Here is a 22210-nt window from a genome sequence, read left to right as displayed (position 1 = left end):
AATGTAGAAGGACGTAAAACCAATACAAAATGAGTTCAGTCTAGTATTGACTGAACTCATTTTGCATAATAGCCATCTAATATTAACCTAAGGTATTTTGTTAGCAATTAGCTCCCATACATCTTCAAACGTCTCCTTATAAAACTCGTTATCCCAACGGTCTGCAAAGTATGGATTATGGAAATATACAAATGCTGTAATAATAGCAGGTCCTGATTTTTTTAATCCACTAATGGATTCTGCTTTTTGCGCTAATTTCTTTAGATGATCTTTGACGAGGATTTGTGTACTTTCTAAATAATCCGTATATAACCGAAACATACTTTTGTTCTCATGATAAAGTTTTTTCTTTGTTGTAGCGAGAAGCCAGAGCCAATCGTGAAGTGCTACTGTTGAACTTATATTTAATGGGGCTTCCCATTCTAATAAATGTTTAGAAGTAATTTCTAACCACCGAAGTGCAAGTTGCTGCAATAAGTCTTCTTTATTTTTGTAATGTTTATAAAATGCGGCATGTGTAACTCCAAGTTCTTTTGCAATATCAGAAAGAGTAGTTTTTTGTACTCCTTTTTTCATAATAATTTCTTCTGTAGTAGAAAAGATATTTTCTTTTGTAAGTATTGCCATTGTGTTACCCCCTAATTTTTCTAATTTTCATTATACAGGATGCACCACTAAGTTACAAAATATTGACTTTGTAACTTAGTGGTGCAATAATAGTTTTGTGAAGTTACATTTTTTGATTTTTGTAACTATTTGCACTTTTTAATAACAAAGGAGAGATATCATGACAAATATATTATCTGAAACAGATGATTTGCGAGTTGCACTTGTTACAGGAGGTTCTGGAGGTATTGGACAAGCCATAGTAAAAAAATTAGCCGAAAATGGATTTGCTGTTGCTGTGCATTATTCTGGAAATAAGTTAAAGGCAGATACCTTAGTGGATGAAATTGTACAGCAAGGTGGAAAAGCAATTAGTATAGGTGGAGATGTTGCAGATGAGCATGTTATGAATGAAGCTTTTGATATAATAGAAGATAAATTTGGTGGTATCGATGTCGTAATAAATACAGCAGGTATTATGCTACTTAGCTCTATTGCAGAGATGAACTTAGATGATTTAGATAAAATGTACCGCACAAATATACGTGGTTCTTTTATCATATCCCAACAAGCGGCGCGACGTGTTCGCAAGGGTGGAGCAATCATCAATTTTTCTACTTCTGTTACTCGCACGAATTTCCCGAAATATGGTGCTTATGTTGCTAGTAAATCTGCGGTTGAATCAATGACAATGATATTGGCTCGCGAATTGCGTGGAAAAGATATCACAGTTAATACTGTGGCTCCAGGTCCAACTGCGACACCATTATTTTTAGATGGAAAAGATAAACAAACAATCGATAATCTTTCTAAAGCATCACCACTAGAACGTCTAGGTACACCAGAAGACATTGCCGACACAGTAATATATTTAGCAACTTCAGGACGTTGGATTAATGGACAGGTTATATTCTCAAATGGCGGCCTTGCATGATTAAACGAAATGACACTCCCGCGATAATACCGTGAGAGTGTCATTTGCATTACTTTAGTTTTTAGTGATGGCTATGCCCTTCAGAGATTACTGGAATATCAGTTTGTTGCTGTTCAAGCTGGGCTAATTGCTCCAAAGCTTCTGAACCAATCGCTAATCTTTTAGAAGGCATAACTTCCATATCAGAAGATAATACATGGACCTGTATAACATAAAGACCTTCGGAGGTGAATTCGTGATCGACTTCATAAACACCAGATGTCTGCTGAGTAGCTTGCAGTGTAATAGCCTTATCGGGTGATTCCTCCTGCCATATCTTGAATGATGCTTCTTCTGCCTGATCAAACGGTTGATTATTATTTTGTACGGTTACCGATAGAGTCGTAACTTTATTCAGTTCTATATCTGAAGGTAATTGGAGATCAACAGTCAAATGAGGAATTAATCCATTCTCATCTGTGTTATCTACATTAGCTGTACATGCACTTAATATAAAAACCAATAAAAGCAGCATTGACAAGGATGACCGACGATTAAACAAATGATTCATAATTTCACCTTTTCTACGAAGAAAACCAATTCCTTAGCGGATTGATTCTACGAATAATTAATAAGTCAAGTAACAAAACAATTAGTATAGACAAGCCAACAAGCGGCATGAGTACTCCACAGATTAACATGATAATTAATATTCCCAAAGTTACTTTCTTATTTTTGGGCTGAGAAGGAGCCCCAAGCTTGCCTTCAGGTTTTCTCTTTTTCCACATCATATATGAGCTAATTGCTACCAATATTAGGCCTATGCAAGCGATTAATCCTAGAAGTTGATTGGCTAATCCAAACAATTTCCCTTCATGAAAAGCAATGCCTAACGAAATCGCTTTGGCCATAATACCATAATCTGCATAACGTACGTCGGTTAGAATTGCACCACTATATTGATCGATATGTAGTGTTGCATTTTTACCAGGCTTGATATGAGCGGTGGAGAGTGTGTACACACCAGTTTCCCCTTGTGGTAATGTTATGGTATAAGGCAATAATACGTTATGTTTTGCTGCAGTATTGACGATGTTATCAATGTCTAATGGCAAATAGTCACTACTTGCTGAGATTGGAACAGGAAGATTCTGGGTAGCCCAAGGCAAATCTTCAGCAAGATCTTTCGCTACTTTAATCGATTCTGGTTTATCTCCGAAGCTATAAGCATAGGGGGGAGTATTTGTATTTGTTGAATTTGCTAAACTATCAATCTTTCCGCCTAGTACACCAGACCACGGTAAACCAGTCGCAATCACAATCACAAGAAGTAAAGATAACCAGAAAGCTGGAACCGCATGAAGGTCTCGCCAAAATATCCGACTACCTGGCTTGCTTAATCTAGGTAAAATCGTTCCCCATATAGAAGCTTTATTGCGAGGCAACCACAGAAATAATCCTGTAATGAGCAAGATAATAGCCCAGCAAGCAGCAAGCTCGACGAGTCTATTTGCCCAAGTACCGCCAATTACAAGTTCACTGTGCATTTTTTTGAAAAAAGCAGAGAAGGTTTCATCACTGTTCATAATTCCGAGAATGTTTCCTGTATATGGATCAGCATACATAATCCTCGGGGTTCCATTGTTGGTGACGGACATTGTAATCGTAGCTTCGGGTAAGTCACTAAGTGTTATTGATGAAATTGTTGTTCCAGGATAGGCAAGTGTAGTTTTCTCCATAATCTTTGATGGTGATAATGCAGAATCACCGACCTCTCGGACAGTCAGCATATCCTTGTACAGATAGCCTTCAATCTGCGGTTTAAATAAATATACTCCGCCACTGAAAGCCAGAATGATTAAAAATGGGGCAAAGATGATCCCTGCGTAGAAATGCCATCTCCACATAGATTGATAAATCGCTTGACGTAAACTAGATCTGGTTGGCTTCCGCTTACTAGCAAGTGAATCCTTCGAACTTACATTAGGTGCAGCACTCATTAATTTCGACTCCGTTCCTGAAATAATTACTACTGATTTATTATAAATACCCCCTAAAGAAGATTGAATGACTCTAAGTAGCTATTTATTGCTCCATTTCAGAATAAATGGGGTTATAAGAATTAATCGCGATGTGGATAGATTAATAAGACGAGATATAGAAATAACTAATTCCATACTAATTTATATGGTAATTAAACTAGTACAATATATTGTAGTTAATAAAGTAATATGGATTAATACCATCTAACTACGATCCTGAAAAGCGCCTAACAAAAGGTTGATCTCCAAAGGAGAAGGTCAACCTTTTGATTTGTTTTACAACATAAGGGAGGATTCGATAAACGATTTATTCATGTTTTGTTAACAATATATAATGTAAAAAATTGTTGACCACACCATATTATTGAATTATCTTATTAGTGTTGGTTAAGGTGGATTTAGTTCTGTATTAATATTAAAAGGAGATAATGTATATGAAAAAAATAACGATGACATTTGGGATATTAATACTATTAGTTACACTTACAGCATGTAATATAAAGAATAGTAGCTATACAGTCCTTGACGGAAAAGAATATAAATATAAATTAGAATTAACTGGCACATTGCCTAACGCTTCTCAAGAATCAAAATATACTATTTTAACGAATGACAACACATTGACCTTTGAAAAGGTAGCAAAGAGTATTTATAGCAGCAATAGTAAAGACAGTGATGGAATCGATTATTACCTATTGTTAAATGAGTAATCGCTGAATGACAAATTATGTGAAATGTCGGAGGACAAGAACTTATATGGTTAGCCGATAATGGATAAGAACATGTAGTAAACTCACTGAAATACAATTAGAAATATCAATAATCACCTTAATAACTATGAATAGGAGGCTACAAACATTTATCTCCCAAAGTTTATTATTTTTACACTAACCTTCTTAATTCTTCTTTTAGCTGGATGTTCAAATGAACAGCTAACCGAACAAGACAAAGCTACTTACATCCAGGAAAACAACCTTAATTCAAGTTATCAAATCCAAAAAAACGGGCATTATTACTTTATCTTAGAAACAGAAGACAACGTTCAATTTTATGTGTTATATGGTAAAGATAATGGTGGTAATCTCACCTCACACACAACACTTACTAAAAATGATCATGGTATTTATTACGGAGGTAGTTACCCCGGTTCTACTGCACTATACATTACAAATAAGAACCTATTGGAGCAAGCAACAACATTTATATTAAAGATCGATAGTACTAGTATGGAATACTCATTTAATGAAAAATATTATATTCTTGAACATGAGAATATTATGAAGCATAGCCATTCATTAGAGTTTTTTGATGTAGACGGTAAGTTGCTCTATAAGGATGAAGTACTGCTTAATTTTTCAGATGCATAGTGATCTGAACTTAACTCCGAATTGTAGCTACTATTAAAAGTGCACGATTCGGTTTTCTTTCATAACTTAACGAAGAAAAGCCTGATAACTCTGGCTTTTCTTTTTTATGTAGGCACATTTGTGTCACTAAAAAATGCACAAATGTGCCTGCATAATCGTGTTTTGAAATCTAGAATTGCAAGACAGGCTAGAGTTCAATAATTCACTTGACATTATACCCTATAGGGTATAATGTGTATTCAGGTATTATATTATTAAAAATATTTTAAATTATAGAATAAGGAGATGTGGCGTATGGCGAAAAAAATATTAATCATTGGTGGAGTTGCAGGAGGGGCATCTGCAGCAGCACGTATTCGTCGGATCGATGAAACGGCAGAAATCATTATGTTTGAAAAAGGGCCTCACGTTTCATTTTCTAATTGTTCACTACCATTTCATTTGAGTGGAATTGTAGAAGATAGCAGCAAGCTCGTACTTATGAATCCGGATAGCTTTGAATCAAAATATAATATAGAAGCTCGAGTGCAACAAGAAGTCATTTTGATTAATCGTATGGACAAAACGATTACCGTTCAGCATCTAGCTACCGGTGAAATTTACGAAGAAAGCTATGATCATCTAATTTTATCACCTGGGGCACGTCCAATTGTACCGAATTTAGATGGGGTCCAACTGCCACATGTGTTTACAGTACGAAACGTTGTGGATATAGAGCGTTTGAATGAATATATACAAAAAAGTCACATTGAAAACATAGCAGTCATTGGTGGAGGTTTTATAGGTGTAGAAGTAGCAGAGAATCTACGAATTGCAGGTCGCAACGTATCTTTAGTTGAATTCGCAGACCAAATAATGATGCCGTTCGATTATGATATGGTGCAAATCTTACATAAAGAAATGATTGATAAAGGGATAGAACTCATTGTTAGTGATGGACTAAAGAGAATAACAGAGGGCTATGTTGAGTTACATTCTGGTAAACAAGTACAGGCACAAGTAGTTGTGCTTGCTATAGGTGTTCGTCCAGAAACCAGCCTAGCAGAAGAAGCTGGACTTGAATTGGGTGAGCTCGGAGGAATAAAAGTCAATGCTAACTATGTGACAAGTGATCCCTCTATATATGCAGTAGGTGATGCTATTGAGGTGTATCATCAATTGCTTCGAAAACCGACAAGGCTTGCGCTTGCAGGTCCAGCTCAACGTCAAGCACGAGCTGCAGCAGATCATCTATATGGTATTCCACACCAAAATAAAGGAGTCATAGGCTCATCAAGTATTCAAATTTTTGATTTAGTATGTGCTTCTACAGGAATCAATGAAAAAACAGCAAGACAAGCTGGTATTGCAGTAGATAGTGTCTATATTATTGCTCCTGATAAAGTAGGTCTTATGCCAAATAGTAATCCACTTCATTTTAAATTAGTGTTTGAAATACCTACGGGGAGAATACTTGGAGCACAAGCCATCGGAAAAGGAAATGCTGACAAACGCATCGACGTTATTGCAACGATGATCACGATGGGTGGGACACTAGAAGATTTGAAAGAGCTAGAGTTAACGTACTCTCCTATGTTCAGTACAGCAAAAGATGTTGTTAATTTGGCTGCACTAGTTGCTTTAAATGTACTGTACGATCGGTTTGAGCAAATTCATGTTTCAGAGGTTCGTGAATTAGTTGAAAACAATGCGGTATTTATTGATGTTCGTGAAAAGCAAGAATTTGCTAATGGACATTTAAGAAATGCGAAAAACATTCCATTAAGTGAACTTCGCGATCGAATCAATGAAATCCCATCGGATGTTCCGGTATATGTTCACTGTCGCTCCTCACAAAGAAGCTATAACGCAGTAATGGCTTTAAGAAATAATGGATACAAAAATGTTATTAATGTTTCAGGCTCTTTCCTTGGGATTTGTTTGTATGAGTATTTCAATGATACTACTACCGGGCGTAAACCAATTGTGACAAAATACAACTTTAAGTAAAATAATTGTTGACTTTATACCCCTATGGGTATATTATGAGTTTGTAAGGAAAATAACAAATCTCATTGAAGAAGGGAGTATGTGTATGACATACGATAGTAAAGTCATAAATCGTGTCAAACGTATGGAAGGTCAATTAAGAGGCATTTTACGTATGATGGAGGTAGGAGAAAATTGTAAAGAAGTCATTACACAACTTTCTGCTGTAAGATCAGGTTTAGATCGTACGATTGGGGTCATTGTTAGTGAGAATCTAGTAGAATGCGTGAAAAATGCGGAAGGCGATCAATCAAAAATGAATGAGTCCATCCAAGAAGCAGTCAATCTACTTGTTAAAAGCCGATAATCTTCGGCTTTATATTTTTAATAAAATTATACCCCTACCGGTATGGGTAAAAGGAGAATGAAATGGAAAAGAAAAGAACGACGATTGTATTATTCAGTGGGGACTATGATAAGGCGATGGCTGCTTATATTATTGCCAATGGTGCTGCGGCTTATGATCATGAGGTTACCATCTTCCACACTTTCTGGGGAATTAATGCAGTGCGTAAACAAGCTCCAGTTGAAGTGAAAAAGGGATTTTTAGAAAAAATGTTTGGTAAGATGATGCCACGTGGTGCTGAAAAGCTAGGTCTTTCCAATATGCAAATGCTTGGTATGGGTCCGAAGATGATAAAGCATGTCATGAAGAAACATAATGCCTTGTCATTAACACAGCTTATTGAAATGGCACAGGAGCAAGATATTAAGTTAATAACTTGTACGATGACGATGGATTTATTAGGCTTACAAAAAGATGAGTTATTAGATGGTGTTCATTATGCAGGAGTAGCAGCTTATCTTGCTGACGCAGAAAATGGTAATGTCAATCTATTTATCTAATAAGTCATTGCTTCCGAATAGACTTTTTGTATTGTAGAAGTCTATCAAGAAGTAACTAAAAGTTTTAGGAGGAGAAATATGGAGGCGGCAATTGTTATTGGTATCCTCATTTTATTTATCATTTGGCGCAAGTTACCAACAAAAGGTGTGAAGGTGATTTCAGCCCATGAGCTGAAGACGATGTTAACTGACAAAAATAAAGTATTTATCGATGTTCGAACTCCAGGTGAATACAATGGTCGTCATATTGCTCAGTTCAAAAATCTTCCACTCGGTTCTGACTTGTCAAAGGTACCTACAGGTAAGGAAATCGTCGTCATTTGCCAAAGTGGAATGCGAAGCAATCAAGCATGTAAACAATTAAAGAAATTAGGATATGATAAGGTCACTAACGTTCGTGGTGGCATGAATGCATGGAGAGGATGATAACAATGAAAGAGATTACCGTTCAAGAAGTTCAACAAAGCATAGAACACGGTAAAAAGCTAAATCTAATTGATGTTCGTGAGGTGGCTGAAGTACAAGAAGGTCACATTGCTGGAGCGATGAATATTCCGTTAGGCTTACTCGAGTTTCGATTACATGAGCTAGATAAAAACACACCATATATTATCATATGTCGTTCAGGTGGACGCAGTGGTCAAGCTACTGAATTTTTAACTTACCAAGGCTATGACGCTACCAATATGGTCGGTGGTATGTTGGCCTTTGAAGGTAAAGTTGAACAGTAAAAAAATTTACAGAAAATAATACACCATAGGGTATTAGGAGGGTTTAAAAATGGCAGTTAAAGCAGATGTTATGTTAGATGCAAAAGGGCTAGCTTGTCCAATGCCTATCGTAAAAACGAAAAAAGCAATGAACGAATTAGAAGAAGGTCAAATCTTAGAGGTACAAGCAACAGATAAAGGATCAAAAGCCGATCTTGCAGCTTGGTCAGAAACAGTTGGTCATCAATACATTGGTACAACAGAAGATGGTGATGTGTTATATCATTACATTCGTAAATGTTCAAATGACACCATGGTAGAAAAGACACATGAGCAGACTATCGATAATCAAGAGATTGTTTCGCGTGCTGCAAATGGTGGATTTATTCTAGATGTACGTGAAGAGGCGGAATATGCATTTGGGCATATCGAAGGTGCAAAATCAATACCAATGGGTGAACTAGAATCACGCATGAATGAGCTAGATAAAAATCAAGAAATTTATGTCATTTGTCGTACTGGCAAACGTAGTGATCTTGTTGCACAAAAACTTGCGAACCATGGGTTTAATAAAGTGTATAACGTCTTACCAGGTATGACAAACTGGAATGGCGAATTAACAAAATCGATTTAATATATGGAGGGTACATCATGTCAAACAAAGTAGCAATTATCGCAAGTAACGGTGGTCTGTTCGATGCATATAAAGTTTTTAACATTGCAACAGCAGCAGCAGCTTCTGAAAAAGAAGTAGCTATTTTCTTTACATTTGAAGGATTAAATTTAATTCATAAGCAAGGTATGCATGGACTTCCTATGCCAGCAGGAAAAGAATTTATGGCAGAAGGATTTGCAAAAGCTAATATTCCAGCGATTCCTCAATTGGTTGAAATGGCACAAGAGTTGGGTGTGAAATTTATTGCATGCCAAATGACTATGGATGTTATGAGTCTGACTAAGGATGACTTTGTAGAAGGAATTGAAGTTGGAGGAGCTGTTACATTCCTTGAATTTGCCAAAGATGCTGCTCCAACCTTAACTTTTTAGACAATAAGCAAAAAATGTAGTGAGAGAGCTAATTCTCTCACTAAAAAAATAATAAAAATATACCTATGGGGGTAATTAGGAATGACAGTAACGAAATGGACAGCAGCTGATGTTGCTCGTAAAGTAATTGACAATCAATCATTATTCATTTTGGATGTACGTAATGCAGATGCATTTGAAGACTGGAAAATTGAAGGTCATCAATTCGACTATGTAAATATTCCTTATTTTGAATTATTAGATGGTGTTGAGGGAATATTACCTCAACTTCCAAAGGACAAAGATATATTAGTTGTCTGTGCTAAAGAAGGTTCCTCGATCATGGTGGCTGATATGTTGAGTGAAGCTGATGCGACCCTATCTGTAAGCTATTTAGTAGGTGGCATGAAATCTTGGAGCAGTTATTTAGAGCCAATAAAAGTAGCTGATCTTTCTGGCAACGGTGAATTATATCAATTTGTTCGATTAGGAAAAGGATGTCTTTCCTATATGGTGATTTCTGAGGGTGAGGCAGCACTCATTGATGCGGTAAGATTTACTGAAGTATTCACAAGCTTTGCCAAAGAGAAAAATGTGGAAATTAAACACGTATTTGATACGCATCTACATGCCGATCATATTTCAGGTGGACGCTCTATTGCAGAGGCTACAGGTGCAACATACTACTTGCCTTCGAAGGATGCGGCAGAAGTGGTATTCGATTATACACCACTTGAGGATGGATTAACCGTTCAAATAGGTGCATCTAACATTGATGTAGGTGCACTTTACTCACCGGGTCATACGATTGGGTCAACTTCATTTGTAGTAGACGGTAAGTATCTATTAACAGGTGATATTCTATTCATCGATTCGATTGGTCGTCCTGACTTAGCAGGTCTTGCGGAGGATTGGGTAGGCGATCTTCGTGAAACATTATATCGTCGCTATAGAGAGCTTGCAGAGGACTTAATTGTTCTACCCGCACATTTTATGATCATCGATGAATTGAATGAAGACGGTACTGTTGCCAAACGTTTAGGTGATTTACTCGCTGAAAATCATGGTTTGAATATTGAAGATGAGCTTGAATTCCGCAGTATAGTTACTGATCATTTACCACCACAACCGAATGCTTATCAACAAATACGTCAAGTGAATATGGGGAAAATCACTCCAGATCATGATGAACAAACCGAAATGGAAATTGGTCCAAACCGTTGTGCAGTACGTTAATTGATTTATATGAAATAAATAACATCCAAAAAACGAAATGAGGTTATTCATAATGAAAATAGAAAAAGTTGTAGACGCAAAAGGACTGGCATGTCCTATGCCAATTGTTAGAACAAAAAAGGCAATGGATACTGTTGCTTCGGGTGAAATCGTAGAGATTCATGCGACTGATAAAGGTGCATGTGCAGATTTTCCAGCGTGGGCAAATGCAGGTGGACATACCATTATAGAACAAACAGAAGAAGCTGGCGTATTTAAATTCTATATTAAAAAAGCTTAATGTCATTCATTTGGCGGGTTTTCGATCATCGAAGCCCGCCATCGTTATTAGAAAGAAGGGAAAAGTATGGATATCACATTTATTGTCGTAATATTTTTAATTGGTTTTATCGGTTCTTTCGTATCAGGAATGCTTGGGGTTGGTGGATCAATTATAAAATACCCCATGCTCTTATATATCCCGCCACTATTTGGACTAGCAGCCTTTACAGCCCATCAGGTTTCAGGTATTAGTGCTGTACAAGTATTGTTTGCCTCGATAGCGGGCGTCTGGGCTTATCGTAAAGGTGGCTACCTCAATAAGTCACTAATTATCTACATGGGTGGATCTATATTACTCGGAAGCTTTATTGGTAGCTTTGGCTCGTCGTATTTATCAGAGCAGTCTGTAAATGTTGTATATGGAATACTAGCTACAATAGCAGCTATTATGATGTTTGTACCAAAAAAACAAATCGATGATATTCCATTAGATAAAGTTACTTTTAATAAAACGATAGCAGTAGTACTGGCGCTCATTGTTGGTGTAGGGTCAGGCATTGTTGGAGCTGCAGGTGGATTTCTATTAGTTCCCATTATGCTTGTTGTACTTAAAATCCCAACGCGAATGACCATTGCTACGAGTTTAGCTATTACATTTATCTCCTCAATCGGGGGAAGTGTTGGTAAATTAATGACTGGGCAAGTTGATTACTTACCAGCAATTATTATGATTATTGCAAGTCTTCTTGCAGCACCACTTGGAGCAAAAGTCGGCAAAACATTGAATACGAAAGCTTTACAAGCCATTTTAGCAGTATTGATTTTGGCAACGGCTATTAAAATATGGATTGACTTAATCTAATTTATGTCATAACTATAATTATAATCTTCAGTATGAATAATTGATGCCCTACTTCATTTTTTGAGGTAGGGCATCTTCTTAATTATATACATTCCACTTATTTCTTCTAACATATGGGTAAAGCAATAAGCTCAACACACTATAGCCTATTTTGCAATCATTTACTTAGGCACTGCATAGGTTATAAGGTAAGCAATAAAATCATGAGGGAGAATAAATAATATGTACTGTCATACATGTTATCATTATCGAAATTCTTTTATTGATCAATCATGGGTTAATTGGATTCATACCTATTATAATTATAGCCAAAACAGTTTGCATCCTTATATTAGAAGCATAAAGTTAACTGATTATGGACCAAGACCATTTGTAGTTAATATTGACCAAGCCGCTAAGCAAAACAATAATTATCGTACCGCTTTATGGACAGGAGAGAATCTTCAGTTGACCCTTATGAGTATTAATGTTGGAGAAGACATTGGTTTAGAAGTTCATCCCACAACTGATCAATTCATCCGAATCGAAGAAGGACAGGGACTTGTTCAAATGGGGGATAGTAAAGATGAATTAAATTTTCAAGAGATGGCTTATGATGACTATGCGATCATGATACCTGCTGGCAAATGGCATAATGTAACAAATACAGGTAATACACCACTTAAAATATACGTAATCTATGCACCGCCTAAGCATCCATTTGGTACTGTTCACGAAACGAAAGCAATAGCCCAATTGACTCATGAATAACAAGTGAGGCTCTATCAATAACTTATGAAGTGCAATAAATGCTGATTATCAGAAAGTTGATGATCAGCATTTATTTTTTTTACCCAATCCAAGTTATATACAACAACATATCATAGGTATACGGAGGTGTTACACGTTGGCTTTTATTTTAATCAAAAAAAAGAATAATAGCATGAAATGCTGTACATGTCAGCAATCAAAAAAACTTCCTTATCGTAGTTCATGTAAGAAGAAACTGAGGAAATATAAACCATATAGGAAACATAATAAAATAACCCAGTGTAAAAAAAGAACTCATTGTTGTTGTAATAGGGATATCTCATGCAAAAAAAATAATCAGAAGAAACACAAGAAGTGTTGTAGAAGAGGATTTACTGGCAAAAGAGGCCCTCGGGGGTATAGAGGAGAAAAAGGTGCTACTGGAGCGACTGGCGTTACTGGAACAACTGGAGCAATTGGAGCAACCGGCGCTACTGGCGCAACCGGAGCGATTGGCGTTACTGGAACAACTGGCGCAACCGGCGCTACCGGCGCTACCGGCGCTACTGGCGCAACCGGCGCTACTGGTGTTACTGGCGCAACCGGCGCTACTGGCGTTACTGGAGCGACCGGCGTTACTGGAATAACTGGGGCAGCTGGCGCGACTGGCGCAACCGGCCCAACTGGCGTTACTGGAACAACTGGAGCAATTGGAGCAATTGGAGCAACCGGCGTTACTGGCGCTACTGGCGCTACTGGAGCGACTGGCGTTACTGGAGCGACCGGCGTTACTGGAATAACTGGGGCAGCTGGCGCGACGGGCGCAACCGGCCCAACTGGCGCTACTGGCGCGACTGGCGTTACTGGTACAACTGGAGCAATTGGAGCAACCGGCCCAACTGGAGTTACTGGCGCTGATGGTGCAACCGGCGTTACTGGCGCAACCGGAGCGATTGGCGTTACTGGAACAACTGGAGCAACCGGCGTTACCGGCGCAACTGGCGTTACTGGAGCGACTGGCGTTACTGGCGCAACCGGCGCAACCGGGGCGACCGGCGTTACCGGCCCAACTGGAGCGACTGGCGTTACTGGTACAACTGGCGCGACTGGCGTTACCGGCGCAACTGGAGCTGATGGTGCAACCGGTGCAACTGGCGCGACCGGCGTTACTGGAGCGACTGGCGTTACTGGAGCGACTGGCGCAACCGGCGCAACTGGAGCGACTGGTGTTACTGGAGCAACTGGCGCTACTGGAGCAGATGGAGCAGATGGAGCAACCGGAGCGACCGGAACAGCTGGGGCGACGGGTAATGGTTCACCATTTATTGAAACCTTAAAATTGGGAGATATAGATACATTTATCGATTTTAATGCTGGGAGTGGAAATAACCAAGCCATTGGAGCTCTTGCCTTTAATGGGCAAGATTCAACGATTAGTAGGCTTGCAACCTATGTTACACAAACCAGTATTAACACTGGTACTTTTCAGATGGCAGTATTACAACCCATCAGTATGACTATATCTACAGTTATTGCTGTAACTACTGTATCAAACAGTTTGACAGCAGGTTTATTTATATTACCGTTAACTGCACCTGTTACTCTTTCGGGTAACTTAGTATATTATTTCGTTGTGTATAATCAAGTAAATGGGACATCAGTAGGTGGTCGAAATACTGGTTCTGCCTCAGTATCTGATGCCTTTCCAATCAATTTTAGAGCTCAAAATCTCACAGGGATTACGGTTGGTGACCTCATAAACACAAGTGATGTAAGTTTAGAGTTATCTCCATGGGTTGCAGGCTTAGTTTAATAAATATTTTAACCGAGGGCTAATATCGTTGTTTAGTGAATAATACTGTAAACAAAATCTTAAATCAAAAAAGCTTTATGAATATGAATGTAGAATATTGGGATGGTTTTCATATAAAATCATCTCTTTCTTCGTCTTTTTCATCTTTAAGAGGAGCGTCTGTCAGTGTCTAGACGGTGCGGTCCAAGTGGTGGGGGAGGTATATCCTAAAGAGATCCAGTTTTGTAGCGAATAAGTGACGAAAGTCTAATCTTAATGAATGCATTAATTAAAAAATACGCAAAAGGCTACTAAACGTTGAACTGACTCATCGATGTTATGGATTCAGTATAGAAGATATGTGACTGGAGTGCAGCAGAGAAGGTGGAGCTAAAGTTACCAGTAACACATCAATGGTTCTGATTTTGCAGCCCAAAACAATAAAGCAGGGACGATTATAAGTTAGGTGTTGATTTCGGATCTCGTAGCAGCATCAATATTGTTGCTAGCCTTACAGTGGATATTTACAAGAACTAGTGTGTCTAACATAACAAATTCATCACAATAATAAATTAAAACATAGAAGTGAATAAAGAATTGGTAATAACAAACTTATTAGTTTGAGGAAAAAACAATTTATGAAATAGCCCCAACAATTACACAAAAGTCGGAGGACAACAACATATATAGATAACAATTCGCGCCCAGCGCAGGTTTTTTATTTAACCATACAAGTCCTTGTCCTGAGTAAAAGACAAGAACTTGTAAGGTTAACCGAAAATAGACAAGAACATATATCGTTAGCCGATTTGTGAAGAATAAGGATCAGAAAATAAAGGGGAAGACCGTGTTCCTCAAACAATGCTTGGTGACAAGCGAACTCTTTTCCGCAATCAATGGTAGCTGTAAGCATAAGCAAAGTTAGTTCTTCTAGAACCATAGCGATAGCTTTTTATATCGATAAAGTTGTACGCTCAGACATTTCAACAGCATAGTAGTAGCGTGCTTTCTCTCGATAAAAGTAGCTAAGCAGCCTCAATTCATGTACTACTCCAAGTAAAATAATTAAACATCGATAATTAAAATTTTAGATTTCTTCATCGTTTCCACACAATTTTTGTGTAGTGTAAGAGAGTATCAAAAATGAAGTGGAGGGTTCAGAGGATGAAAGGTAAATATAAGCTTTTACTTGCGATGGGTATACTTAGCCTTGTGGTTGCAGGTTGTTCAAGTAGTAATGACGTATTATCTGGTGAACTCGTGCTGACGAAGCAAATGTCAATTGTGGATGGTAAGGAGTTCACTATTACTGCACAAGCAAGCAATTTGAAGGTGTCGGATCAGCTCACCTTGCCTGTTTGGACATTTAATAATTCCGTACCCGGTCCAGAGATTCGTGTTAAAGTTGGTGATACCGTCAAGATCAATTTAAAGAATGAGCTCGAAGATCCTGTCTCGATTCATTGGCATGGTTACCCTGTTCCTAACGATATGGATGGGATTCCAGGCGTAACACAGGATGCTGTAGTGGCAGGCAAGTCCTTTACGTATGAGTTCAAAGCTACGATTCCAGGCACGTACTGGTATCATTCTCACCAAGATAGTGTGAATCAGTTGGATAAGGGGCTCTATGGTTCGCTAATCGTGGAAGATCCGAAGGATAGCTATGATCGTGATTACACGTTAATGATGGATGAGTGGATGAGTTCAGGCAGTGTGGATATGAAAACTAATGAAAGTGATTCAGGTGAGTCCGATAACAATATGGCAGGCATGGATCATAGCAATATGGATATGGGCGAAATGAGTGGCATGGACCACAGCCAAATGGACATGGGTGGTATGGAAGGCATGGAAGGTCACGACATGAGCATGTATGATGTGTATACTATGAATGGCAAGACAGGTGAAGCGATAGATAAACTAGTCGTAAAAGAGGGAGAGAAAGTTCGCCTTCGCCTCATCAATGCAGGCTATCTGACGCATACGATGCATCTACATGGGCATGAATTCAAAATCATAGCATCCGATGGTCAGCCCGTGAATAGTCCAGCGGTGATCACCGATCAAGGCATTGCTATTGCACCTGGAGAGCGCTACGACATTGAATTTACGGCAAATAATCCTGGAACATGGTTACTTGAAGAGCATGGATCTGATGAGCGTGTGAAAAACATGAGAGCGGTTATTCAATACGAGGGTGTCACGGATCAAGCGGTAGCTTCGAATACTTCCGAGGAATTGCCACAGTTCGACCTTATGAAATATGGAAAGCAAGCAAAGACCAAATTTTCAGTGAATCAAGCCTATGACCAAGATGTGTTGATGAATCTGAATACCGAGATGAAGGACGGCAAAATGGTTTACACCATAAATGGGAAGGTATTCCCTGATACCGAAACCATAAAAGTGGATAAAGGCGAAAAGGTGAAAGTCACCTTTGTAAATCAATCCAAAACCGATGATCACCCGATGCATTTACACGGTCACTTCTTCCAAGTATTAAGCAAGAATGGCAAATCGCTAGATGGAGCACCCGTAATCAAGGATACCCTGAATGTAAGACCAGGTGAAACCTTTATTATCGCGTTCGAGGCGGACAATCCAGGCGATTGGATGTTCCACTGCCACGACTTGCACCATGCTTCTGCTGGAATGGTCACTGATGTGATGTACAATGGTTATAAGAATGGCTACACCCCAGATCCACATGTAGGTAATAAACCTGAATAAAACAGAAACTCCTGAGGTCTAGCAATCTGCAGGAGTTTTTTTGAAGATTTAAAGTCGTAATAACTTGGTGCTGATGGCTACAATAACGGTGCTTAACGACATCAAAATTGTACCGACCGCGGAATTTAGTACGATGCCAATCGGATACAAGATATCTGCAGCAAGAGGGATCGCAACGATGTTGTAGCCTGTAGCCCACCAAAGGTTCTCCATCAATGGAATGGTTAATTGCACTGATGTGCCCACTCATGAAGTTATCGTTGTTCTGCTTGATAATGAAAGGAAGTAAGCTGGATTCGGGTGAGCAAGAATAGAAAATGAAGATGGAAATGGATATGCTTAAAGAACAAAAAAATGCGATGCAAGACTTATTGGAACAGCTTAAACAAAAGCAAAACCTTTCTCGCTAAGTCCGTATTCTTGAAAGGAATAATTGAATCGTATATATTGAAGATAGTACTGCAGTAAAGAAGGTGAAGTCATGGCAAAAATTAACGTATTAGTAGTGGATGACGAATGGAATATGCGGAACTTGCTTCGTATTTATCTGATGAAAGAAGGCTTTGAAATAAAGGAAGCATCGTCAGGTTACGAAGCATTAGCGATGATTAAACAACAACCATTTGATCTATTGATACTGGATGTGATGATGCCTGGAATGGATGGATGGCAGGTTTGCAAAACCATTCGCGAAACAAATAACCTCCCCATCCTAATGCTCACTGCTCGTTCAGAAACGAAAGATAAAGTCCATGGGCTAGGTATTGGAGCTGACGATTATTTAACAAAACCGTTTGAACCTGAGGAATTACTCGCGCGTGTTTTTTCATTGTTAAGGCGCTCTATGATCAGTCACTTTCAGAAAGATCAGGAACAGGTTATCTTCTTTCAGCATCTTCATATCCATACCGATACACGAGAAGTTCGTATTCATAATAAAGCGATTGAATTTACACCTAAAGAATTTGAAGTGCTACTGTGTTTGGCACAACATTCTCAGCGCTCATTTGCAAGAGAAGAGTTGGTTGTACGATTATGGGGATATGAGTATGCAGGCGATGCTCGTGTCGTGGATACTCATATCAAGAATATACGGGAAAAGATGCAACGTGCAGAACTCGGCTATGACCCGATTCAAACGGTTTGGGGTGTAGGCTATAAATTTATCGCCCAAGGAGAAGAAGGATGAGGAACAATCGAATTGGGATAAAGCTGGGATCGATCATCGCAGCCATGTTCATTATTGTCCTTCTCTTTCTCGGGGTAAGCCTGTATCAGATGTTCTCAAACTTCTTTCAAGCCAAGATGAGGACAGAGGTCACAGAGATGACCTCTCATTTTATTTCCATGGCGGAAACCACTGATGTTTCTTCCGAAGAAATGATTAAGACGTTCGCTGATTTTTCGAACGTTAGTCTATTTTATATAGATATAGCTGGGAAGGTTACGAATCATTCGGGTATACATGATTCGACCGATCAGTCGTTTATTCGATCCGAGGACTTAAAGCGTATATTTGCAGGGAATACCATTAACATAGAACATAAAGATCCGCTGGGGAATCGTTATCTGATCATTGGCCAACCGATCTATCAAGATAACCAAATTTCTTCAGCAATCTATGTGATGGCATCGACACAAGGGATGGATCAGTCTCTTGATGCTGTTAGAAATTTATTGATTCTCTCTGTTGTAGGAGCTTTCCTACTTGCGATGGGGATTATATGGATGATCGCTTTGTTCTTTTCTCGTCCGCTTATTATAATGCAGCAAGCAACAAAAAGAATCGCAATTGGGGAGTTAGAGACACGACTTAAAATTCAGAGTAAGGATGAAATCGGTGATTTAGCAGTGGCGATCAATAATTTAGCAGAGGATTTGCAGCGCTACAGAGATACACGACAGGAGTTCTTCGCGAATATCTCTCATGAATTGCGAACACCTATCACTTACTTAGAAGGATATGCAAAGGTTGTAAAGAACCGATTATATACAACCGAAGAAGAAAGGGATCGTTACTTGGACATCATTTATCAAGAGGGATTGCGTATGCACAACTTGGTGGATGACTTATTTGAACTTGCGAAGATGGAAGAAGTGAAATTCAATTTATCGATGGAATGGGTAGACTTGCTAGATGTGGTCAATCAGGCGGTACAGACCGCTGCACTTAAAGCGAAGGAGAAAGGGTTAGATCTCGTTGTTCATCCCTCGGAATCCCTTCCACTTATTCGCGGCGACGCGATGAGGTTAGAGCAAATTGTGATGAATCTTGTAGAGAACGCCGTTCGCTATACAGAAGTTGGACGTATTGATGTTCGACTGAATTGTACATCCAAGACGCTAATTCTATCCATCGAGGATACTGGGATCGGAATCCCAGAAGAGGAACTCCTATACATCTTTGACCGTTTTTATCGGATAGAAAAATCAAGATCCCGTCAAACTGGCGGTACAGGACTTGGACTTTCGATTGTAAAGAAGCTGGTGGAGTTGCAAGGAGGCTCTATTCAGGTAAGTAGTCAAATGGGAAATGGTTCTTGTTTTAGCGTTGCATTCCTTCTTCCAACGAAGAAGGAGGAATGTTCGTGAAGAGATCAGATTGGCTAATTGCTTTGACTTTTATGATAATGGGTTTGACGTGTTTATCTTTCACAGCTTCCTCCTATCGATCCAATTCGCTTTCCATAGGGATATTTCAGTCCGCTTGTATCTGGATGGCTGTAATTGCACTTGTATTGTATCTCGTTTATCAAGGGTATAGGTTAAAAAAGGGAAAAGGTAAGAAAGGGTAACTTCGAACTGAACCCCGAATAGTAGACACTTTTCAAAGTGTCTACTATTCGGGGTTCAGTTCAAACATGATAATTGTTGCTTTTTTTGTATGTTTATTAATAGAAAAGTAGTAGTTTATATAATTTTTTAACTCCATTGGAACGATCTTCTATACACCAGAAGATGTACCTAGTCATTGAGAGGAATGAGGAAGATACGATACGGTTAACCATATATGTTTTTGTCTTTTAACCGTAAATGTTGTTGTCCTCCGACAAGTACTATGTTCTTTGAACTATCGTTTTCCGTTAGTTGAATGTCCGTTGTCCACTTTGTATCAATTTAACGCTTTTATTTCTAGCTATATATCATTTTCTATAAAATGAACAGCATATTTATTCCAGTATTCTTTATACACCCGATTATTTTGCCCGTCAAAGTTTAATTGATACATTCGGAAAGTAACCAGTATATCTTTAGGTTGCCATTGTTCTTCAAACGAATATTTATAGCTCATGCCTAACTGCTTCATTACTCCGCCACTGCGAGGATTATTAATATCGTGTGTAGCAGTGATATAAAGAAAACCATCTTTTTTTACCTGTTCAACAATGGCTCTGCTTGCTTCTGTTACAATTCCTTTATGCCAAAATTCTTTTCTCAACCCATACCCTAAATCGTGGTTCTCCTCAATGCTTACTTTTACATAACCTATTGGGATATTATCAGTTTTTAAGCAGATTGCATATTCATATCCTCTTGACTGCTTATAGGCTTCGATATATTTGTCTTTGAGGAAATTTCCCGCCTCCTCCAATGATTTCAAAGGAAACCACGGCAAATAGGTATTCACAGCTTCATCTTTGTAGATAGCAAATAGAGCTTCTATGTCATTTTCATTGAATTTTCGCAATATCAATCTTTCTGTTTCTATAGTTGGTGTATTATGATTTTTCATGTTTGAGTTCCTTTCAGATTACTATGTTAATCGACTAATTTTGTTTGGTCTTTATATTATCTCGTTCAAGCATTTGAATAATTGAATCTTTTTACATAGTAACATAATATTGATCCGTTGGAGTTTATTTCTTACACCTTCAAACAAATTTACCACTAAAAACTTCTATTGTGTAAGGTAAATAACAGGTATAACTAAACTATTCTGCCAGTTAACTCAATGAGCAAAAACCATAAAAACGTATAACAGAGCCTTATTTATATGTTCTATATGACTATGTCAGAAGCCCTAACGAAAACAACATGAGACTACCACACGTTATGGGTAATATTAATGCAGATATGTGTCGGAGGACAACAACATATATAGTTTAGAAGTCTTGCATAGCAAGGCTTTTTTTATTTAACTATACAAGTTCTTGTCATTTGCTCTGGACAAGAACATTGATACAATATTTACATTAAATAGCCCCAATCGCCGATGCTCCTACCATGCAAGACTCGCGATACCAATATTCCACTTAAAGGTTTATTAGAAGGTAATGTAGATTGGGTATAATCGACATTATTCGCTATTGTCATTTTATGTAAGTAAGGGTATGATAAGCCCATCCACAAATATAACCCTACAGTTTTACTCCTACCTCAAATTCTCTTCGTCAGTTTTAATCAACTTAGCTTGTATTCCACAAAGACTTTCAGACACCTATGTTCATGTCGCCATTAGCGATTCAGCGTCGCAGCTTTTATTTTATATAATGGAGGAGATTAAATGAGTAATGAAGTTGTTTTGAAAGATGAAAATATCGACTATAATCTGCAGGCGTTTGTTGAATTAACGCTATTTAATTGTGAACTAAAGGGGATTTACTCATCAAAAGAAACGACAACTGAAACACAAAAATCAATTTTAGTCATGCCAACTAGTCCTAAATCTAATGAATTTTCAATCGAAGATTTTCTCATTGAAGCGAATAACTTAATTAAGTCATTTAGTGGAGTAAATATTGATGTTGTAGCAGTTACAGCCAAATTGAAAGAGTTTGGTCTAGATTTAAAGAATATTAAAATCGAAATTAAACAATTATTTCTGTACATGGATAAGACAACAAAAATACCTAAATCAGAAGCTGATGATTCAACAAAGAAACTGGAATATGCATTTAATCTAGTTATTACAAATAATGTTGAAACACCTGCTGACCTTCAAATCTTTCGTATTACGAGATTCGGTATAGCCATCTATAAAACAAACCGCAAATTTGTAATCGACAAAATGGAACTTGAAGATATTGACTCCTTAATATAGCGTAAAAACAGGAGAATA

The 22210-nt window shown here is 38.1% G+C and carries 24 protein-coding genes; 19 read left to right on the top strand and 5 right to left on the bottom strand.

The features are described 5' to 3' along the window. Positions 1-87 precede the first annotated feature (87 nt). On the bottom strand, positions 88-627 hold the full coding sequence (locus NAG76_17620; protein URN93632.1) for a TetR/AcrR family transcriptional regulator: 540 nt from the start codon (positions 625-627) through the stop codon (positions 88-90). A 160-nt stretch (positions 628-787) separates the two neighbouring features. Between NAG76_17620 and NAG76_17615 the strand changes: the two genes are divergently transcribed. Beyond that, entirely contained in the window at positions 788-1540 is a 753-nt protein-coding gene (locus tag NAG76_17615; GenBank protein ID URN93631.1) for an SDR family oxidoreductase, read from the top strand. A 61-nt stretch (positions 1541-1601) separates the two neighbouring features. On the opposite strand, the gene NAG76_17610 is transcribed toward NAG76_17615, so the two are convergent. Both NAG76_17610 and NAG76_17605 read right to left on the bottom strand, forming a co-directional pair. Next, a complete protein-coding gene (locus NAG76_17610; GenBank protein URN93630.1) occupies positions 1602-2090 on the bottom strand; it encodes a FixH family protein in 489 nt (162 codons plus the stop codon). Positions 2091-2103: 13 nt separating this feature from the next. Then, positions 2104-3519, bottom strand: coding sequence for a PepSY domain-containing protein (locus NAG76_17605; protein ID URN93629.1), 1416 nt, complete (start codon positions 3517-3519; stop codon positions 2104-2106). 476 nt (positions 3520-3995) lie between these two features. On the opposite strand from NAG76_17605, the gene NAG76_17600 reads away from it, so the two are divergent. From NAG76_17600 to NAG76_17530, 15 genes are all read left to right on the top strand, one after another. Further along, complete coding sequence (locus NAG76_17600) at positions 3996-4271, top strand: hypothetical protein (protein URN93628.1); 276 nt, start codon at positions 3996-3998, stop codon at positions 4269-4271. A gap of 342 nt (positions 4272-4613) precedes the next feature. Continuing rightward, positions 4614-4928 (top strand): hypothetical protein, encoded by a 315-nt coding sequence (locus tag NAG76_17595; protein ID URN93627.1) that lies wholly within the window; start codon positions 4614-4616, stop codon positions 4926-4928. 294 nt (positions 4929-5222) lie between these two features. After that, the gene (locus NAG76_17590) at positions 5223-6917 is read left to right on the top strand and encodes an FAD-dependent oxidoreductase (GenBank protein ID URN93626.1); all 1695 of its coding nucleotides are present in this window, start codon (positions 5223-5225) and stop codon (positions 6915-6917) included. An 85-nt stretch (positions 6918-7002) separates the two neighbouring features. Beyond that, positions 7003-7263 carry a metal-sensitive transcriptional regulator gene (locus NAG76_17585; protein URN93625.1) on the top strand — a complete coding sequence of 87 codons (261 nt, stop codon included), beginning with the start codon at positions 7003-7005 and terminating at the stop codon, positions 7261-7263. Positions 7264-7325: 62 nt separating this feature from the next. Then, the gene (locus NAG76_17580; GenBank protein ID URN93624.1) at positions 7326-7802 is read left to right on the top strand and encodes a DsrE/DsrF/DrsH-like family protein; all 477 of its coding nucleotides are present in this window, start codon (positions 7326-7328) and stop codon (positions 7800-7802) included. 78 nt (positions 7803-7880) lie between these two features. Then, positions 7881-8228 carry a rhodanese-like domain-containing protein gene (locus tag NAG76_17575; protein URN93623.1) on the top strand — a complete coding sequence of 116 codons (348 nt, stop codon included), beginning with the start codon at positions 7881-7883 and terminating at the stop codon, positions 8226-8228. A gap of 5 nt (positions 8229-8233) precedes the next feature. After that, on the top strand, positions 8234-8533 hold the full coding sequence (locus tag NAG76_17570; protein ID URN93622.1) for a rhodanese-like domain-containing protein: 300 nt from the start codon (positions 8234-8236) through the stop codon (positions 8531-8533). Between the two features lie 49 nt (positions 8534-8582). Beyond that, a complete protein-coding gene (locus NAG76_17565; protein ID URN93621.1) occupies positions 8583-9146 on the top strand; it encodes a sulfurtransferase TusA family protein in 564 nt (187 codons plus the stop codon). A gap of 17 nt (positions 9147-9163) precedes the next feature. Beyond that, the gene (locus NAG76_17560) at positions 9164-9559 is read left to right on the top strand and encodes a DsrE/DsrF/DrsH-like family protein (GenBank protein URN93620.1); all 396 of its coding nucleotides are present in this window, start codon (positions 9164-9166) and stop codon (positions 9557-9559) included. Positions 9560-9640: 81 nt separating this feature from the next. Then, entirely contained in the window at positions 9641-10774 is a 1134-nt protein-coding gene (locus NAG76_17555; protein ID URN93619.1) for an MBL fold metallo-hydrolase, read from the top strand. 52 nt (positions 10775-10826) lie between these two features. Continuing rightward, on the top strand, positions 10827-11054 hold the full coding sequence (locus tag NAG76_17550; protein URN93618.1) for a sulfurtransferase TusA family protein: 228 nt from the start codon (positions 10827-10829) through the stop codon (positions 11052-11054). Between the two features lie 66 nt (positions 11055-11120). Beyond that, positions 11121-11897 (top strand): sulfite exporter TauE/SafE family protein, encoded by a 777-nt coding sequence (locus tag NAG76_17545; GenBank protein ID URN93617.1) that lies wholly within the window; start codon positions 11121-11123, stop codon positions 11895-11897. Positions 11898-12119: 222 nt separating this feature from the next. Continuing rightward, the gene (locus NAG76_17540) at positions 12120-12647 is read left to right on the top strand and encodes a cupin domain-containing protein (protein ID URN93616.1); all 528 of its coding nucleotides are present in this window, start codon (positions 12120-12122) and stop codon (positions 12645-12647) included. A 136-nt stretch (positions 12648-12783) separates the two neighbouring features. After that, a complete protein-coding gene (locus tag NAG76_17535; GenBank protein URN93615.1) occupies positions 12784-14439 on the top strand; it encodes a hypothetical protein in 1656 nt (551 codons plus the stop codon). A gap of 1143 nt (positions 14440-15582) precedes the next feature. Beyond that, on the top strand, positions 15583-17151 hold the full coding sequence (locus NAG76_17530) for a multicopper oxidase family protein (protein ID URN93614.1): 1569 nt from the start codon (positions 15583-15585) through the stop codon (positions 17149-17151). A gap of 48 nt (positions 17152-17199) precedes the next feature. On the opposite strand, the gene NAG76_17525 is transcribed toward NAG76_17530, so the two are convergent. Next, the gene (locus NAG76_17525; protein URN96918.1) at positions 17200-17397 is read right to left on the bottom strand and encodes a hypothetical protein; all 198 of its coding nucleotides are present in this window, start codon (positions 17395-17397) and stop codon (positions 17200-17202) included. A gap of 235 nt (positions 17398-17632) precedes the next feature. Between NAG76_17525 and NAG76_17520 the strand changes: the two genes are divergently transcribed. Together NAG76_17520 and NAG76_17515 are read left to right on the top strand one after the other, a co-directional pair. Continuing rightward, entirely contained in the window at positions 17633-18340 is a 708-nt protein-coding gene (locus tag NAG76_17520) for a response regulator transcription factor (GenBank protein ID URN93613.1), read from the top strand. Further along, positions 18337-19743 carry a HAMP domain-containing histidine kinase gene (locus tag NAG76_17515; GenBank protein URN93612.1) on the top strand — a complete coding sequence of 469 codons (1407 nt, stop codon included), beginning with the start codon at positions 18337-18339 and terminating at the stop codon, positions 19741-19743. Before NAG76_17520 ends, NAG76_17515 begins: the two co-directional genes overlap by 4 nt. Before the next feature lie 544 nt (positions 19744-20287). Here NAG76_17515 and NAG76_17510 read toward each other — a convergent pair. After that, positions 20288-20884 carry a GNAT family N-acetyltransferase gene (locus NAG76_17510; protein ID URN93611.1) on the bottom strand — a complete coding sequence of 199 codons (597 nt, stop codon included), beginning with the start codon at positions 20882-20884 and terminating at the stop codon, positions 20288-20290. Between the two features lie 771 nt (positions 20885-21655). Between NAG76_17510 and NAG76_17505 the strand changes: the two genes are divergently transcribed. Continuing rightward, positions 21656-22192, top strand: coding sequence for a hypothetical protein (locus NAG76_17505; GenBank protein ID URN93610.1), 537 nt, complete (start codon positions 21656-21658; stop codon positions 22190-22192). Positions 22193-22210 lie beyond the last annotated feature (18 nt).

Source organism: Candidatus Pristimantibacillus lignocellulolyticus (assembly GCA_023639215.1).
GTDB lineage: Bacteria > Bacillota > Bacilli > Paenibacillales > Paenibacillaceae > Pristimantibacillus > Pristimantibacillus lignocellulolyticus.
Note: the sequence above shows the minus strand (reverse complement) of the source record. Positions and strands in the feature narration are given on the sequence as shown.